This window comes from Mycobacterium sp. E2479 (assembly GCF_001667925.1).
Lineage (GTDB): Bacteria > Actinomycetota > Actinomycetes > Mycobacteriales > Mycobacteriaceae > Mycobacterium.
Genome location: NZ_LZJR01000053.1, coordinates 44,047 through 61,106 on the forward strand (window position 1 = coordinate 44,047; position 17,060 = coordinate 61,106).

Here is a 17,060-nt window from a genome sequence, read left to right on the forward strand (position 1 = left end):
GGACTTCGGCATGGAAGTAATACACAAAGACCTCCACGAATTCGGCGTCCAGCCGAACCTCACGAACTACGAGGAGGCTTGCGCGCGATTCCAGTGGTCCGATGTGCCGCAATTGTGCGAAGGCATGGGTCCCGGTAAGTGCAATATCGCCTACGCCGCCGTCGAACGGCACGCGGCCGGCGCGACTGCCAGCCGCACCGCGTTCCGCTTCATCACCAATAAGGGCTGGGATGGAGCGATCGCGACACGAGATCTCAGCTATGCCGAACTCGGCCGGTTCTCCCGACGATTCTCCGCCGTATTACGCTCGCTGGGCATCAACAGGGGCAATCGGGTATTCACGATCATGGATCGCTGCCCCGAGCTCTACATCACGGTCATGGGCGCGCTACGCAACGGCAGCATCGTCTCGCCGTTGTTTTCAGCGTTCGGACCAGAGCCGATCGTGACACGGATAGACATCGGGCAAGCCGATGTGCTCGTGACCACCCGAACGATTTACCAACGAAAGATCGCGAAGATTCGTCATCGACTCCCATCGGTCCGGCACATCTTGCTGGTCGACGAAAACCGAGCTGACCTACAGCTACCTGGAACACTCAATTTCTGGCACTGGATGGACGCCGCCGACGAGAATGCGCCCGTCGAGCCCACCACCGCTGACGATCCGGCGCTGCTGCACTTCACCAGCGGCACCACCGGAACACCGAAAGGAGCGATCCACGTCCACGGTGCCGTGGCGATGCACTACGTCACCGGCCTGTACGCCCTTGACCTACATTCCGACGACACCTATTGGTGCACAGCGGATCCCGGTTGGGTTACCGGGACCTCCTACGGGATCATCAGCCCGCTCTTGCACGGCATCACCTCGATTGTCGACGAAGCCGATTTTGATGCCGAGCGTTGGTACGGAATCCTGCAGGATCAAGGGGTTTCGGTTTGGTACACGGCACCCACCGCGATCAGGATGCTGATCAAAGCGGGCCCCGAACTGCCGGCGCGCTACAGTTTCCCGCGGCTGCGCTTTATCGCCAGCGTGGGTGAGCCGCTGAACCCCGAGGCAGTGAAGTGGGGAAAGCGGGTGCTGGGCTTGCCGATCCACGACAATTGGTGGCAGACGGAAACGGGCGGCATCATGATCGCCAATACCCCGGCATTCGACATCAAACCAGGTTCGATGGGCCGACCTCTTCCCGGAGTGGACGCATGTATCGTGCGCCATAACGATGACGATGCGATTTCAGTCATCGACCAACCCGGCGTCGAGGGCGAGCTCGCGCTCAAACCAGGCTGGCCGTCGATGTTCCGCGGCTACCTGAACGCCGAGGAGCGATATCGGAAGTGCTTCGTGGACGATCTCTACTTAACCGGAGACCTCGCGAAGAAGGATACCGACGGGTATTTCTGGTTCCTCGGACGCAAAGACGACGTGATCAAGTCAGCGGGACATCTGATCGGCCCGTTCGAGGTCGAAAGCGCCCTGACCGATCATCCGGCGGTGGCGGAAGCGGCGGTCATCGGTAAGCCCGATCCGACGGTCGGCGAAATAGTCAAAGCCTTCGTCACGCTGAAGAATGGGATGGTCGGCGACGAGGACCTGCGCCTGGAACTGATAGGCCACGCCCGCAAACGGCTGGGGGCTACGGTGGCGCCGAAGGAGCTCGAATTCGTCGATTCGTTGCCGCACACCAGCAGCGGCAAAATCATGCGGCGGCTGTTGAAGGCTCGTGAGCTGGGTCTGCTTGAGGGCGATACCTCCACCGTCGAACAACACCCTGATCGCGACGCCGAGGGGGTGCCGTCGTGACTGATACCAAGTTGGCTTACGAACTCCTGTCGGATATGGTCCGCGTCCGTCGCATGGAAGAAAAATGCGCGGAACTGTACAGCGCGGCCAAGATTCGCGGCTTCCTGCATCTCTATGTCGGTGAAGAGGCCGTCGCCGCCGGGTCGTTGCGCGCGCTGGCCGACGACGACGCGGTAGTCGCGACCTACCGTGAGCATGCGCACGCGCTGCTGCGCGGGATTCCTATGACCGCAATCATGTCCGAGATGTTCGGCAAGCAGCAAGGGTGCTCGCGCGGCCGCGGCGGGTCGATGCACTTATTCAGTGCATCCAAGCGGTTCTACGGCGGGAATGCGATAGTTGCGGGTGGCTTGCCGCTTGCGGTGGGAATCGCGCTCGCCGACGCGATGCTGCAGCAGAAGCGGGTGACCGCATGCTACTTCGGCGACGGCGCGGTCGCGGAGGGGGCATTCCATGAGTCGCTGAATATGGCCGCTTTGTGGAATCTGCCGGTGCTGTTCTGTTGCGAAAACAACCTTTACGCGATGGGCACCGCGTTGGATCGGGCGCAGTCGCAGACGGATCTCACCGTCAAGGCGGCGGCGTACCGGGTCCCGACCCTCGCCGTCGACGGCATGGATGTCGAGGCGTGCCATACCGCTGCGCAACAAGGTGTCGACCACGTCCGCGATACCGGCGGCCCCTTTTTTATCGAGTTCCGCACCTACAGGTTTCGAGCCCATTCCATGTTCGATCCCGAACTGTATCGAGACAAAGGCGAGGTGCAACGCTGGCGCAAACGCGATCCGATTCAGGCGTTCACCAAAAAGTGTGTGGCCGACGGAACGCTGTCCAAGGGCGACCTACGTGAAATCGAAGATGCGGCCGCCGCCGAAATCGAGGACGCGGTGACCTTCGCCGAGGCGGGGACTTGGGAGGACGTGGTCGATCTCGAGCGCGACGTGCTGACACCGGCAGGTTCGCAATGAAAACCAGCTACCGGACGGCGGTTCACGATGCCATTCGCGACGCTTTGCAAAAGGACCCGCGCGTTGTGCTGATGGGTGAAGACGTCGGACGGTACGGGGGAACATACGCGGCGTCCAAGGGCCTTTTGGAGGAATTCGGTCCGGAGCGGGTGCGTGATACTCCGCTGTCCGAACTCGGCTTTGTCGGAATCGGAATCGGGGCGGCCCTCAACGGACTTCGGCCGATCGTCGAGGTCATGACGGTGAATTTCAGCCTGTTGGCGCTCGACCAGATAGTCAATACCGCTGCCGCACTTCGCCATATGTCAGGTGGGCAGTTCTCTGTGCCTCTGGTGGTCCGAATGGCGACCGGCGCCGGTCGCCAGCTTGCCGCCCAACACTCGCACAGCCTCGAGTCCTGGTATGCCCATATCCCGGGTATCAAGGTGGTAGCACCGGCCACGGTTGAGGATGCCTACGGCATGCTCGGAACAGCGCTGGCCGATCCGGACCCGGTAGTGATCTTCGAGCACGTTCAGCTCTACAACACGTCATCCGATGTCGATGCATTTGCCAGTACCGATATTGCCCGGGCAGCGGTCCGCCGCACCGGCAACGACGCAACACTCGTAGCCTATGGCGGCTGCCTAGGCAAGGCGCTCGACGCTGCGAACGAGTTGTCGCTGGCCGGCATCGACTGCGAAGTTGTGGACCTGCGGGTTCTGCGACCGCTCGACGATGCCACCATACTCGAGTCGGTCCGTAAAACACATCGCGCCGTCGTCGTCGACGAAGCCTGGCGCACAGGCAGTCTGGCTGCTGAAGTCATGGCGCGCGTGATGGAGGGGGCTTTCTATGACCTCGATGCCCCTGTCGTCAGGGTCTGCAGCGCCGAGGTCCCCATGCCCTACGCAAAGCACCTGGAACAGGCGGCACTCCCCCAGACCGCCAAGATCGTCACGGCCGTACAGAGTCTGTTCGGTGAGCAGTCGTGATCGACCTCAAGATGCCCTCATTGGGCTCAGACATGGACGAGGGCACCCTTAACGAATGGTTGATCAAGCCCGGCGACAAGGTGACCCGCGGCCAGATCGTGGCCGTCGTCGAAACCACCAAAGCCGCAGTAGAAGTCGAATGTTGGCAAGAGGGAACAGTAAACGAGCTGCTCATCCCGATCGGCGAAACCGTGCAGGTGGGAACGACTTTGGCCACGCTGCTGGCACCGGGCGAACGTGCGGATAAGCGGCCGCGGGCCGCAACGAAGCACCGGCCCGCGAACAAAGGTCCCGCAAAGCCGGCGTCCGCATCGTCGATGAAGCCGTCGGCGCCTGTCAGTGCCGCTCCCGCGCATCGGCGCTGGGTTTCGCCCGCTGCGCGGCGGCTGGCGCTATCGCTGCACGTCGATCTCGATGCGGTGAGCGGCACCGGACCCCAGGGTGCCGTGACCATCAGCGACGTCGAGCACGCGGCGGCGGTTGCCGAACCAGTCCGCCAACCGGCGGCCAAGGCCACGGCGGCCGATCGCGCGGCCCAGATGCGTAAGTCGATTGCGGCCGCGATGAGCCGCTCTAAGCGGGAGATCCCGCACTACTACCTTGCCGAGGAGATTGTTCTGGAGAAGTCGCTGTCCTGGCTGACCACACGCAATGCGCAGCGGTCGATCGATGAACGGGTACTGCCCGCCGTGTTGTTGTTGAAGGCCGTCGGCATCGCGGCGCAGCGGTTCGCGGAGTTCAACGGATTCTGGCGAGAGGACGGCTTCGAACCCGCGGCCGGGGTGCATGTCGGGGTGGGGATCTCGCTGCGCGGCGGTGGCCTGGTCGCCCCGGCTATTCACGACGTTCCGGAGAAAAAACTGGACGAATTGATGGACGACCTAACCGATCTGGTGGCACGGGCGCGGTCGTTCTCGCTACGGAGTTCGGAAATGTCGGACCCCACCATCACCGTCACCAATCTCGGCGAGAAAGGCGTCGATGCGGTGTTCGGAGTCATCTATCCGCCGCAGGTCGCCATCGTCGGCTTCGGCCAGCCCGTGAAGCGGGTATGCGTCATCAACGAGGGAATCCGAGTCGTCACCACCGTGCAATCCACACTGGCCGCCGACCATCGTGCAAGCGATGGTCACCGTGGTGCGCTGTTCCTCGGCGCAATTGACGAGTTGCTCCAGCAACCCGATCTCCTGGAGAAGTGATGTGCCATGACCGATGAAATACGTGCTGTGGTCTTGTCTGTGCTGACATCCATTGCACCCGAAGTCGAACCCGACGATATCGACGATGACGTCCTGCTACGAGAACAGGTCGACCTCGATTCCATGGACTGGCTGAGCTTTCTGCGCGGTATTCATCGGCGGTTGAACGTCGACATACCGGAGACGGACTACGCCTCGCTCCGCACGTTGGCGGACGTGGTGGGCTACGTCGAACAGAACGCGTCTAAAGCCCCCCACTGATCACAGCCCCCCGAAGGGACGGTTGCCTTACCGCGTGCTGAGCCGATTGGCTACGTGTCGCGATGCCGCTTCCTGAGCAGGTAACGCATGAATTCATCGGTCCCCCAGACGATCACCGGATATGCCGGCAGTAGAAGGAGATCAGAAGGAGGTAGCGGGGCGGTTCCCAGCAGGGTTTGCATAGGCGGTGCGTAAACGAACAGGGCGGCCAGTAAAATTTCGGCGGCAATGCCGGCCAGTAGGTACCGGTTCGTGAAGACGCCGACCGACCGTAGCGAGGCGCGTTGGGTTCGCACCGCAAAAGCCGTTCCGACCTGACCGGCCATCATGCCCAAGAATGTCATCGTGGTGGCCTGGCGATAGGCGTGGTGCAGCGGGGCACCTCCGTATACGGGCATGCCCGGCTGCCACCCCGCCTTCAACAACACGTAGAAGAAGCCGACCATTTGCAGCGTCGCGACGATGCCTCCGAGAAACAGCCAGGCTCGGGCCAACATCGGGCCGCGAATCACGCCCTGGGTGCGGGGGCGCGGCGGGCGGACCATTATGCCCGGTTCGGCGGGTTCGCGACTCAGTGATAGTGCGGGCAGTGTCTCGCTGCCTACGTCGAAAGCCAAGATCTGCATGATCGTGATCGGCAGTGGTATCGATCCGCCGCTGACGGCAAATAACAAGAACGGCACCGTTTCTGGCGTCGCATGAGCGAAGATGTAGACGATGAACTTGCGCACGTTGTCATAGATGCGCCGGCCGGCATGCACAGCGGTGACAATGGTGCTGAAATTGTCGTCGACGAGCACCATCGTCGCGGCTTCTCGAGCGACGTCGGTGCCGGACTTGCCCATCGCCACACCGATGTCTGCGCAGCGCAACGCTGGGGCGTCGTTGACGCCGTCGCCGGTCATGGCGACCACGTGCCCACCGTCGTGCAGTGCCTCAGCAATGTGCAATTTGGCTTCCGGAGAAGCCCGGGCAAAGATCACCTCGGGGTTGTCCTGAATCAGCGCCGCGAGTTGGGCCTCGCTGAGCCGGTCGAATTGATCACCGGTCACCACGGTGGGATGCTCACCCGTAATGCCGACGCGTTGGGCGATGGCTTTCGCGGTCAGTGGGTGGTCGCCGGTGATCACAATGATGCGGATCCCGGCCGTCCGGCACTGGGCGACCGAGTCGGCGACACCCGCACGTGGCGGATCCAGCAGCGCGAGCAGGCCGGTGAAGCACAGGTCGCGCTCCGCATCGGTACGGCGTTGCGGTTGCGGTTCGTCGATGTTCAGCTCGCGCGATGCGAAAGCGAGCACACGCAAACCTTCGGCGGCGAATGCATTGACGGCCGCCTCGATTTCCCCGCGCCCAGCAGCGTCGAGTGTTACCGGATGGCCGTCGCTGTTAAGAACGCGATTGCATATCGACAACACCGCTTCCGGGGCACCCTTGGTGTGAACCACGCATGGCTGATCGGGCATTTGGTCGACGGTCGACATCAGCTTCAGTTCGGGATCGAAGTGAAATTGACAGCGGCGCTGCGTGTCTCGACAACGGTGATCGGGGTCTGCGCCCAACGCGTGAGCGGCCATCAGGATGGCGATCTCGGTCGGGTCTCCGGTCGGATCACCCCCGTGGTTCAGGCGCGCGTTGTTGCAGCTGACCGCGGCGGCGGCCAACGACCGCACAGACGCGGAGTCGGCTGTACAACCCTCGTCGCCCAGCTCAACTCGTTGCCCCGGTACCCAAGCGGCGACCGGTACCATTCGGTTCTCGGTCAGAGTGCCGGTTTTGTCCGTGTAGATCACGTCGGTCGAACCCAACGTTTCCACCGCGGAGAGGCGCTTGACGAGAGCGCCACGGCCCGCCAATTGCCGCACCGCCACCGCGAGCGCCAGCGTTATCACCGGCAGCAGACCTTCTGGCACCATCCCCGCCAGCAGGCCGGCAGCAAACACCAGCGAATTGATCAGGGTCAGGTGCGCAGCCAGGGTCGCCACCGGGATGAAGGACAGCGCCAGCATCACCGATACCGCCGCTATCAGCCAGGCGACCCGACGGACCTGATGCTCCAACGGGCTCTGATCGGGCTTGACTCGCTCGGATAACGCCGCGATGCGGCCGATCTCGGTCGCCATGCCGGTCGCGAACGCCACTCCGCGCGCTTCGCCGGCGGTGCAGCTGCTGCCACTGAACACCAACTCGTGCGCGGACAACAGCGGCACATTAGCTTCCGCCATGGCCGCTGAGCGCAGCACCGGCACGGATTCCCCAGTCAACGCAGACATGTCGACCCCGACGGCACCGTCGAGCAGCCGGATATCTGCGGCGATGCGGTCCCCCTCCCGAATCAACACGATGTCACCGGGCACTAGCCGGGTCGCGTCGACTTCGGCTATCTTTCCGTCGCGTTCGACGGTAGCGTGCTGCGGCAGAAACTTTGCGAGTTCTTGCACCGCCCGCTCGGCTTGCAGCTCCTGAACGAATGAAAACGCCGCATTCAGCGCGATGATCAATACGACCGCGGCGGCAACGACATTCGAATCGACGATCAGCAGCAGTCCAGCCGCCAACCACAACAGCAGGGCCAGCGGATGGGTGAACTGGCGTGCCAGCTCGGCAGGCCAGTGGCGCACGCGCTGTTGCCGTAACGAATTCGGTCCGTACTGCAGCAACCGCCGCTCCGCCTCGCGGGTCGAGAGGCCCTCGCTGGTGCTGCGCAGATCCCGGAGCAGCCGATCGGCAGCCTCCTCCGGATCGAGAACCACGGTCGGAGCGCCCTGATCATCAACGGCCGTGGTGTGACTCCTGTGCGTCCTGATGTCGCTCATCCGGGCTGCCACCGCCGCAGGTTGTCGCGGGGCGGTGGGCACCTGATCAGACACGAGTCAACCTTTCTGCGGAGGCCGCAAACAACCATCTCGACGGTATTAGCGCCGCGCCGCACCGACGAGGGTCATTTGTCCTTGCGTCCCGACCATTGGTCACCACGCGAACGGGGACGGCCCCCGGTGACGGATTCACGACGAATGTCCCGATGGCGTGGGACTTCAGTCCCTCGCAGCATGTCCAGCTTGGATGCTCGAATATCGGTAAGAGATGGAAATCTCGCGCACAGTGACCTGTCACTAGCTGGATGCCAGGCGCAGCAATGGAGGTGTGAAAAATGAGTACCACGGAACAACCAGAGCTCCGCACCCGGATGTTCGCCCGCGTGCTCGGCCCGTTCTTGGTCATCTTCGCCGCCACGACCGTAGCCCGCGCATCGGAGATGCGGAAGCTACTGTCGGATTTCGAGGCCAACTCCGCGTTGCCATACGTGACAGCCGGTTTCCTGCTGCTGGCGGCCTTGGTCATTGTCGGGCTTCACCAGTACTGGCGAGGTGCGGCGGCGATCACCGTGTCGGTCGTGGGATGGGTCTTCGCGCTGCGCGCGGTATTTCTGATGGCTTTCCCGCATGCCTTCATGGGAGCCGCCGACGCCGCGATGCGCATGACCGCCCTGTGGGTGACTGTTGCCATCGTCGTCGGGCTGGTCGGGCTCTACCTGACCTATGTCGGCTGGAAGCCGGTGCCGGCTCCCCCGTCGGCGCAAGCCACGACGTCGAGCCCAGATATCCCGCGCGCTGCATGACGCGGGCGCCCGGATAGTTCGCAGTCCACAGCCGCCACCTGGAAACGCTGGACGCCGCAGCGGCCCGTGAGTTGGCGACGGCGCTGGCCGATGCCGCCGACGAGATCGAGGGACTCAATTGAGCCGCTCAGGACAATCGCCGGCGGCGACCCGGCACGAGTACGCGCGAACTGCCAATCCGATTCAGCACCAGCACGCCAAGCACCTGCGACTAGGGGTCAGGTGATGTCATCGGGAAACGCATCGTTGGGCATCGTGGCCTGCCTCAGAGCTGGCGACCGCGTTGGCTTTCGACGAAGCTTCGTGGAGGAACGTCGGGCTGCTCGCACTACACGCATGGGCCGATACCAACGTCGCGGAGTGGCCCGAAATCGATTGGCCGACAACACTGTCAATGGCCGAAGAGGCGTTGGCCGAGCGTTTGGCCGGCTGGCAGGAACGATATCCCGATGTGCAGGTCGATCGCATCGTCGTGCGCGACACGCCGGCACGGCAACTCGTCCAGCGGTCCGAAGGTGCCCAACTCGTAGTGGTGGGCAGCCGTGGCCGTGGCGAATTTGCCAAATTACTGGTGGGTTCGGTCGGCGAGGCGGTCAGCCAGATGGCGCGGGTGCCAACAATTGTGGCGCGTAAATCGCCGGCCCAGTTCCCAGCCGGCGGGGATTGGTGAAGGCGGTTTCGTCGCTAACCGCGAACGACAAGCACCGAGCAATCTGGGTGGCGAAACAGCGGATGTCCGGTGGGACCGACGAGCCGCGCCAGCTGATGGGCCTCCGATGCACCGATCACGGCGAGCTGGACTCGTTCACCATTCGTCCGTAAGAAGCTGGCAATCTCGTCCTTGGTCGTGATCGGGTACACGCGCACCTCGGGATGACGCTTCCGGCACTCCTTTACGCGGCGCTCGAATGCGCCGTCCGCATCCTCGGTGAGTTCCTCGGGTCGACAACCCAGAACGAGCATTGGTGCCCTGCGCAGGTGTGCTTCCCGGGCGGCGCGTTCGATGACGACGTCGTCATTGGGAGCGTCGGTAATCCGGACCACAACCCAGTTGATCTCCGGCGCCGGCCGGTCGGACTCGGTGCGCACAACCGCTACCGGACAATGTGCATTTTCGGCGAGGTCAGTTGCCGTGGAGCCCAGCAGCGAACGCGCATAGCGGCCGATCCCTACCGAGCCGACGCAGACCATGTCGGCGTCGCGCGACGCTTCGATCAGAGCCACACCCGCCGGCCCACGCGGGATCTCCGTTTCGACGGTTACGCCTTTGCCGCTGGCGGCTATCGCATCTCGTGCTTGGTTGAGTGAACTTTCGGCGTGAGCGAGATCGCGCGCGTATTCGTCCGGCGAGATATGCGTCGGTGCGATGACCGAGATCAACCGCAACGGCACAGCGCGACTCTTTGCTTCATCGACAGCCCACAACGCGGCCGTGACCGCCGCCTGTGAACCGTCGATACCCACGATGACCGCTTTCATCGCCCGCACACCTGCGATGCCGTCCGAAACCGCGTTCGATCACGCCCAGGTAACCTAATCATCATGCCCCTGAATGCTTTTCGATTTTCCGAGCATGCGCGTCCTGACCTGGACTCGGGTGGGCGAGCCGGTAAACCTCAATCAAGCGTGCGAGGTCGCTTGGCGTAATGATGCCCACGACTCTGCCGCCATCAACGACCAGGGCACGGCTGCAGGGACCGGCCGCCGCCAATCGTTCGATGACCGCGCTGAGCGACTCGAAGGGCGCCGCCGTCGGCACTCGGTCCAGCGGCAGCGCTATGTCGCGCACCATCGTCGCGGCACGGCGGCCGGGCGCGACCGCCCGTAGCTGCCTCAACGTGACCAGCCCCAGGATCGAACCGTCGCGGTCGGCGACCGGGTATGCCGAGTGCGGGGCACCGAGTAGATACCGTTCAATGAATTCCTCCACCGTAACCTCGCCGGGAGCCGAACGCGGGTTCGCCGTCATCGCGTCGGCGACGCGCACTCCGGCCAGTGCCTGACGCGTCGTCACTTGTAGCTCTTCCTCGCGCGCGGCAGAAAAGATGAACCAGCCGATGAACGCCAGCCAGACGCCGCTGACAAGGCCACCTACCAGAAACTCTGCCAATCCCAACACGATCAAGATGACCGCGACGACGCGCCCGGCGTGCGCCGCGCCGACCACGGCGCGCACGCTGTCGCCGTACCGGCGCCACAAATAAGCACGCACCAAGCGGCCGCCATCCAGGGGCGCGCCGGGCAGCAGATTGAACAGCCCCAACACGAGGTTGATCACCGCAAGCCACCAAACAACGCTGACGGCAATGGCTCCGGCGCGGACCACGGACAGTTCTGCGGCCAACGCAGCAAATACCGCCGATAAGGCGAGGCTGGTTGCCGGGCCCACGATCGCAATCCGAAAAGCCGCCTTGGGCGTTTTCGCCTCACCTTGCAGGGTCGTCACGCCGCCGAACAACCATAGCGTCACATCCCCCACGCGAACTCCCATACGGCGGGCGACAACAGCATGCGCCAGTTCGTGCGCCAGCAGCGATCCCAGCAGAACCAGCGCGCCACACGCGCCGGCCACCCAATAGATCGGTCGCGAATACCCCTTGACGGCACCGGGCAACGCGGTGGCCAGACTCCAGGTGAACAACCACAGGATCACCATCACGCTCCAGTGAACCTTGATCTCGAACCCGGCAAATCTCCCTAGCGGAACCGCATCACGCATCCCATCGCCTCCCGAGATCGTTGTCTAACAGAGTTTTCAGCGTTGCTGCCATACCCGACGGTCGAGCGAACCCGCCGTGCCGGCGCAGTCAACTGGTGATCGCCGCGGGCGAGCAGATTGCCTTGACGAACTGCACTACGGCGTGCTCCGGCAGACGCCGGGCAATATCGGCTTCGGTGACCATGCCGACAAGGCGCCGGCCCTCGACGACCGGAAGGCGCCGAATCTTGTGCTCTTCCATCACGTTGAGCATTTCCTGGATGCTCGCATCGGCAGTCACGTAGTGGACACCGTTTCGCGCCAGTTCCCTGACTGTGGTGGTGTTGGGATCCAGACCCGCTGCGAGGCCTTTGATGACGATGTCACGATCGGTCAGCATGCCGTGCAGTCGGTCGTCGTCTCCACAGATCGGTAGCGCGCCGATATCACGTGCGCGCATGTGTTGCGCTGCGACACTGAGCGTCTCGTGCTCTCCCACACAAGTCACACCGGCATTCATGATGTCACGTGCGGTGGTCATCGCATCCTCCTCGGACTGGATCGAAGTTTCCCGCCTGTTGCCGACGGTAGAGCCACCCATTTGCCGAAGCTAGGGTCGTTAGACCTCCGGTTGACTGCCAATTGACCCGCCGGCCTTGGTGGCGGCCAGGCGGTGGTTACCAGCGCAAGACGAGGGCGCCATCCGGGCCACTTACGACAAAGGCATCCTGACCGTCTCGGTCAAGGTTTCAGAGGCGGCGCCCGCAGCGAAGCACGTCCAAGTCATCACCAGATAGGCGGAGCGAAGACCGGCCTGGTGTTTCGAGCCAGAGCCCGACGCATGTGGCAGACGCGTGCTCGGCATCGCTGCGCCCGCCTCAGCCAGCACCGAGAATCGTTTGCGGCCCCATTGCGGATGTCTTGATCGATTGCTCGGCCCGGTGCTTTATTCCAAGCAACAGACCCCGGGTGCCGAAGGCTATTACGGGCCTGACAAGTTCCATAACGAACACCTCGCCGGGGTGGCGCAAGCCGATTCTGACGCGGGTGAGCAGCCGAACCCTGTCCTCCCAGTGCGGCTGAACATGAAACGACCACACTGCATTCCAGCGTTCGTCTTCCCGTGTGGCATTGAGCACCAGGTACTTTTCCGGCACGATTTCGGCAACGGTCGCCGTCACGCCATCCCGTGAACCCAACCAGCCCTCGGGAGCCAGCCACACTCGATCTCCTCTTTCGAGTTGTTGCGATTCCGGGTGTATCTGGTCGGCATCATGGCGGCACAGGCCAGCCGAATTCTTCTGCCCCGCACAGCCATAGAAACCACCTCGATCCTGGCCCATCCGCACTAGCCAGGGCCACACCGCGGCGACGGGCGCGTCAATGTATACCGCTTCAGTCGTCTGAATAGCCGGGTCGGCTACTAAGGTATCGCCCGGCAAGAGCATTTGCGACTCCGCCTTTGTCGTGCCCCAATTGCGGTAATACCGTCGCGCACCGTACAAGAACAGCAGCAGCGCCGCGGTTTCGGCGGTGCGCTTTGCCTTCATTCGCATGGTGCCAGTCTGGCTGGGCGACGCCCTGGCTGCCAGGGCCAATAGTCCCCGCGTCGGGCGGAATGATCGCCAGCTCATGTCCCGCCGAAATAGATCCGCGCTGGCGCAATCTACGACATCCGCTCAACTCAGCCGCGTCGTTCTGATGGCAGATAACGCTTCTCCACCGCGTCCACGAGCTGGTCGCGGATGCGTTCCAAATCGGCAGCGCGGTGGGCTTCCAGCTCGTCCTCCCAGGCCGCTACCCGCGCCGCGAGGTCTTTATCGGCGATGGTGCCCTCGAGCCAATGAGAGAAGTCGCCCCTTTCCAGGTGGTATTCCAGCACTTGCTGGTCGAGATGTCTCAACGCCTTGCAGAAGGCATGCATCGTCGCAGCCGCGGCGGTCGATTCGCCGTCATAGGCGTGGAAGTAGAACCGCCGCTCTGGCGGGAGACGGATATCGGCGTATTTGTGGCGGTGGCGCACATGTGCGGTGCGTCGGTCCGCGACGGTGAACCCACGGGGCGGCCCCGCGCCGAAAAGCCTCTACCCGCGACCGAATATCGGAGCGCGCCGCACCCACCATCCTGTCGCCACCCAGATGATCGCTCAGCCGTCCACTCCGACGGCGGCTTCCAGTTCGCGCAAACATTCCTCGGTCAGCGGTATCAGGGCGCTGATGTCGCGCAACACCTCGGCTCCCGCAACGAATCCGATTCCGATCCGGTCCGCGTAGGAGCACGTCGTGATGTTGAGGGCTTGACCGTCGTAGACGGTTGACACGGGATACATCTCCTCGATATGCGCACCGTTGAAATACATTTGGTCGCGAGGTCCGGGAACATGCGAAATCGGCAGGTTATATCCGGGCCGGATCTTCGGCGCCGACGGAAGCATCGGGAGAATGACCGTCGCGGCGATACTTCCCGCCGTAACCAGCAGCGACGCCGCTGAGCCGCGTTTTGACACCCAGTCCTTCCCTTCCGACATCGAGCGATGGATCATAGCCAGCCGTGCCGCCGGATCGTCCACATTGGTGCCCAGTGGACACAGCCACAGGCCGAACCTGTTGCCGTACTTCTCATTTTCCGCAGCGGGGCGGGTATGGCCACGGACTGTGATCGGACAGATCGCCACCAATGACCGGGTGGGCAATTCCCGGCAATCCCCCAACCATCGCCGCAGGACGGCGGCCAGCACCGCATTGATCACGTCGTTGCCGGTCACCCCGGCACGCCGTTGCACTGCTTGAATACGGCTCTTAGCCCAACTGGCAGCACACACCGCACGCTCGGGGCCGAGCCGGCCGTTGAATCGTGTGTACGGAGCTCCCAGCGGCAGGACGGTCGTGTGCCTGACCAGGCTGCCGATCACGGTGGACAGCTCGCCGGTGATGACCCGTTCGATCAGGCCGGCGCCCGATGCCGCCGCATCGACCGGGAACCGAACCGCTGCGACTAGGCGGTGTAACCAGCCGGTCGACGCCGGCACCGGCGTTGAACGATGACCGAAGTCCGCATAAAAGGGTGGCATCGACCGGCACAGCGGGTCGGTGCTCAGCGCGTCGGCGATCATCTGGAAACCCGCGACGCCGTCGACGATGGTGTGGTGCACCTTGACATAGAACGCGAACTTGCCCTCTTCGAAGCCGTCTATCAGGTACGACATCCACATCGGGCGCGACCGGTCAAGGCGCTTTGCATCCAATTCGCCAATCAGTCGCCAGAAGTTATCGTGGCCCCCAGAGACCTTGCAGCGCCGGCAATGTCGACTCAGGTCGACGGTGTCGACATCACGCCAGACCCATATTCCACCGGTATCAACACCTCGATGCGGATACCTGCGAAGCCTCGGATGAATGGAGTGGTTGTCGGTGAGCGCTTCGCGATGCAGCCGATCGATGTAGTCCGGCCCGGCATCTGCCGGCGGCGACAGTATCAGCACGACACCGACATGCATGGGACTGGACACCAACTCCGCGGTAATCATCGCGGCGTCCAGCGGATTGAGGGCTCTCACCGCTTCCTCGATTACGCGGATCTGCCGCGGGGCAGCGTCGATGCGCCCAGGAGCCCGGATTGCTGTAGCGCTCCCCACACGAACCGCTGCACGGGTTGGGATCGGAAGAATCCGGTATGCCCACCGGGGTACCAGACGATTTCCGGTTTACCCCAGTGCTCCCACAGGCGAATCACCTGTTCGCGCGGATGCACGACTTGATCGGCGATGCCGGCGTAGATGAAGCGCCCTTGCATGGGGACGAGCGGAGTAAGCGACAGGGGCGACGTCATCCGCCCGATGGGTTCGGCCAACTTCATCGTGCGACGACGTGGGTCGTCGAGACTCAGGCCGGAATGGTGCCCCAGCACCGTCACCAGGTCCGCCACCGGGACACCGAGAATCGCGCAGGTGAGTCCGCTCTCGAGGCTGGCAACCAGTGCGGCGATATAACCGCCGAGCGAAAGACTGTTCAATCCGATCAGCGAATCCGGCTCCTGCAAGCGAATCCAGGACAACAGCCGCCGGATATCCCACACCGCCTGAGCGGTCGCATGAACGTCGTCAAGAACATTTTCCCCCGGAAATACTCGCCCCTTGGGCAGGCCACGCGCCCTGGGGCCGTGCATCGGAAGCACGGGCATCACGACGTTCAGCTTGAGCTCGTCGTGCAGTTTCCACGCGCGAAAAAGGGCGATATCTATTGTGCCCCGGCCCATTTCGGTGCCATGCACACACACGAGCCAGGGACGCGGTTGCGGATGGCGCAGTAAAAGTGCGTACTCACGGTTGTTCCCGGTGTACGTTCGCCACCGTTGCGCACCCGGTTCACCGGGACACGGTCGGTACCCACTGACATAGGAGAGGCGATAGAAGGAACGCCGGTATCCCCGGACGTGGCGGACTGTGAGTTCGGGCAGGGGCGGCGGTTCGGTGAAGAATTCCGTCGGATTTTGCAACCAGCCTTTGCCGCCGTAGAAGTCAAGTCCGGCGATCACCTCGCGGGTGATGTGCTCGAACACCTCGGGCCGACTGACCGGGCGGCGCGCCTTAAGTCCGGTCAAGACGATCTCGTCGCGAAAAGCCTGCGCGGCCAGAGCTAGAGTAGGGCGTGCTATCGGGAGTTGGTTTGGCGCTTGATCGAGGTAATCGCGCCACGATTGAGCGAGATACTTGCCGGTGTGGGTGAACGGCTTGATAACTCCGCCCAGGCCACTGACAGCGAGGTCCCCCCACTTGTGGGGGTTCGGTCCCTCAGATTGCCGGCTGGTGGATTCGGCGGCCATGAGGGCACGTTAATACTGACGGAATCCCGACATTAGGGGCTTACGGCCCGACGAAAGTCACCAAAGTCCTTTGCAGTTGCGGGGAAGGGGCTCAACCCGTTTGTGCAGACACACCGCAAATGCCGCGGCGCGTTCGAGGTGATCGTGGGCTGGCCGCCCCCTTTTGATGCCGCCGATGAACACGAAGGAACCAATAGTGTCCAACCTGCGGCACGAAAAAACGAATCAATCATCTCAAAACCTTTCGCTTCGAAAGGTTTCCGAAGGGGCCTGTGGTAGCTACACAATGGGACTTCGTGGGCGCCGCTGGTGAATTAGGTGCACGCGCGGACGTGATTGACGGTTGGTATATGTCGGATCAGGTTCAGCAGCCGCGGGTCGACGCTCATGTAATAGATTCCAGAACCGAAACCGATGAGGTCGTACCGGCTCAGTGTTTCGGGATCAACGGCCTCGGGCGCGACAACCTCGGCATCAAGCGTCTCGGCCATCCGATCGGCCACCTGGCGGATATTGCCGTGCGACTTGGAAGTGCAGATGATGAGCGATTTCATTGGTCTACCCCTTTCGGCGAACCATCCCATGCTGCGTGGCTCGTTCGTCGCCAGGTAAGGGCGCAAAGGCATAAGGCGCTGGGCTTTAGTCACCCGTAGTGATCTCCGCGGCGTACGCAAGCGCCATCTGGGAGGCGGCGCACAGGAGGGACGTTC

15 protein-coding genes and 2 pseudogenes are annotated in these 17,060 nt (G+C 63.0%); 8 read left to right on the top strand and 9 right to left on the bottom strand.

The window, feature by feature from the left end; genetic code table 11:
- The first annotated feature begins 10 nt into the window (after positions 1-10).
- From acsA to A5686_RS06395, 5 genes are read left to right on the top strand one after another with little or no spacing between them, the layout of a single operon-like run.
- On the top strand, positions 11-1,810 hold the full coding sequence (acsA, locus tag A5686_RS06375) for an acetate--CoA ligase (RefSeq protein ID WP_067932226.1): 1,800 nt from the start codon (positions 11-13) through the stop codon (positions 1,808-1,810).
- A complete protein-coding gene (gene pdhA / locus A5686_RS06380; protein WP_067932228.1) occupies positions 1,807-2,778 on the top strand; it encodes a pyruvate dehydrogenase (acetyl-transferring) E1 component subunit alpha in 972 nt (323 codons plus the stop codon). The genes acsA and pdhA overlap by 4 nt, the downstream gene beginning before the upstream one ends.
- Positions 2,775-3,752, top strand: coding sequence for an alpha-ketoacid dehydrogenase subunit beta (locus A5686_RS06385; protein ID WP_067932230.1), 978 nt, complete (start codon positions 2,775-2,777; stop codon positions 3,750-3,752). The genes pdhA and A5686_RS06385 overlap by 4 nt, the downstream gene beginning before the upstream one ends.
- The gene (locus A5686_RS06390; protein ID WP_067932232.1) at positions 3,749-4,951 is read left to right on the top strand and encodes a dihydrolipoamide acetyltransferase family protein; all 1,203 of its coding nucleotides are present in this window, start codon (positions 3,749-3,751) and stop codon (positions 4,949-4,951) included. The genes A5686_RS06385 and A5686_RS06390 overlap by 4 nt, the downstream gene beginning before the upstream one ends.
- A gap of 6 nt (positions 4,952-4,957) precedes the next feature.
- Positions 4,958-5,212 (top strand): acyl carrier protein, encoded by a 255-nt coding sequence (locus tag A5686_RS06395; protein ID WP_067932234.1) that lies wholly within the window; start codon positions 4,958-4,960, stop codon positions 5,210-5,212.
- 50 nt (positions 5,213-5,262) lie between these two features.
- Here A5686_RS06395 and A5686_RS06400 read toward each other — a convergent pair whose 3' ends face one another.
- On the bottom strand, positions 5,263-8,082 hold the full coding sequence (locus tag A5686_RS06400; RefSeq protein WP_231986302.1) for a cation-transporting P-type ATPase: 2,820 nt from the start codon (positions 8,080-8,082) through the stop codon (positions 5,263-5,265).
- Between the two features lie 317 nt (positions 8,083-8,399).
- Here A5686_RS06400 and A5686_RS06405 point away from each other — a divergent pair, with 317 nt between their 5' ends.
- Positions 8,400-8,831: a hypothetical protein gene (locus A5686_RS06405; protein ID WP_082947512.1), complete on the top strand. Its 432-nt coding sequence runs from the start codon at positions 8,400-8,402 to the stop codon at positions 8,829-8,831.
- A gap of 262 nt (positions 8,832-9,093) precedes the next feature.
- Positions 9,094-9,501 (top strand): annotated as a pseudogene (locus A5686_RS06410) (universal stress protein); the annotation flags it as partial.
- Between the two features lie 14 nt (positions 9,502-9,515).
- On the opposite strand, the gene A5686_RS06415 reads toward A5686_RS06410, so the two are convergent.
- The 3 genes from A5686_RS06415 to A5686_RS06425 all read right to left on the bottom strand — a co-directional run bounded on the left by A5686_RS06415 (position 9,516) and on the right by A5686_RS06425 (position 12,070).
- Positions 9,516-10,310, bottom strand: coding sequence for a universal stress protein (locus A5686_RS06415; RefSeq protein WP_067932239.1), 795 nt, complete (start codon positions 10,308-10,310; stop codon positions 9,516-9,518).
- Positions 10,311-10,371: 61 nt separating this feature from the next.
- Positions 10,372-11,550: a site-2 protease family protein gene (locus A5686_RS06420; protein ID WP_067932241.1), complete on the bottom strand. Its 1,179-nt coding sequence runs from the start codon at positions 11,548-11,550 to the stop codon at positions 10,372-10,374.
- 88 nt (positions 11,551-11,638) lie between these two features.
- Positions 11,639-12,070 carry a CBS domain-containing protein gene (locus A5686_RS06425; RefSeq protein WP_067932278.1) on the bottom strand — a complete coding sequence of 144 codons (432 nt, stop codon included), beginning with the start codon at positions 12,068-12,070 and terminating at the stop codon, positions 11,639-11,641.
- 148 nt (positions 12,071-12,218) lie between these two features.
- On the opposite strand from A5686_RS06425, the pseudogene A5686_RS28360 reads away from it, so the two are divergent.
- Positions 12,219-12,326 (top strand): annotated as a pseudogene (locus A5686_RS28360) (Hsp20/alpha crystallin family protein); the annotation flags it as partial.
- An 81-nt stretch (positions 12,327-12,407) separates the two neighbouring features.
- Here the strand turns inward: A5686_RS28360 and A5686_RS06430 are convergent.
- From A5686_RS06430 to A5686_RS27850, 5 genes are all read right to left on the bottom strand, one after another.
- Positions 12,408-13,085 (bottom strand): hypothetical protein, encoded by a 678-nt coding sequence (locus tag A5686_RS06430; protein WP_067932243.1) that lies wholly within the window; start codon positions 13,083-13,085, stop codon positions 12,408-12,410.
- A 128-nt stretch (positions 13,086-13,213) separates the two neighbouring features.
- Complete coding sequence (locus tag A5686_RS06435; protein WP_067932245.1) at positions 13,214-13,552, bottom strand: hypothetical protein; 339 nt, start codon at positions 13,550-13,552, stop codon at positions 13,214-13,216.
- A gap of 123 nt (positions 13,553-13,675) precedes the next feature.
- Complete coding sequence (locus A5686_RS06440) at positions 13,676-15,085, bottom strand: wax ester/triacylglycerol synthase family O-acyltransferase (RefSeq protein ID WP_156749967.1); 1,410 nt, start codon at positions 15,083-15,085, stop codon at positions 13,676-13,678.
- An 11-nt stretch (positions 15,086-15,096) separates the two neighbouring features.
- On the bottom strand, positions 15,097-16,350 hold the full coding sequence (locus A5686_RS06445) for a S9 family peptidase (protein ID WP_067932247.1): 1,254 nt from the start codon (positions 16,348-16,350) through the stop codon (positions 15,097-15,099).
- A 314-nt stretch (positions 16,351-16,664) separates the two neighbouring features.
- Positions 16,665-16,904: a flavodoxin domain-containing protein gene (locus A5686_RS27850; protein ID WP_156749968.1), complete on the bottom strand. Its 240-nt coding sequence runs from the start codon at positions 16,902-16,904 to the stop codon at positions 16,665-16,667.
- Between the last annotated feature and the right edge of the window lie 156 nt (positions 16,905-17,060).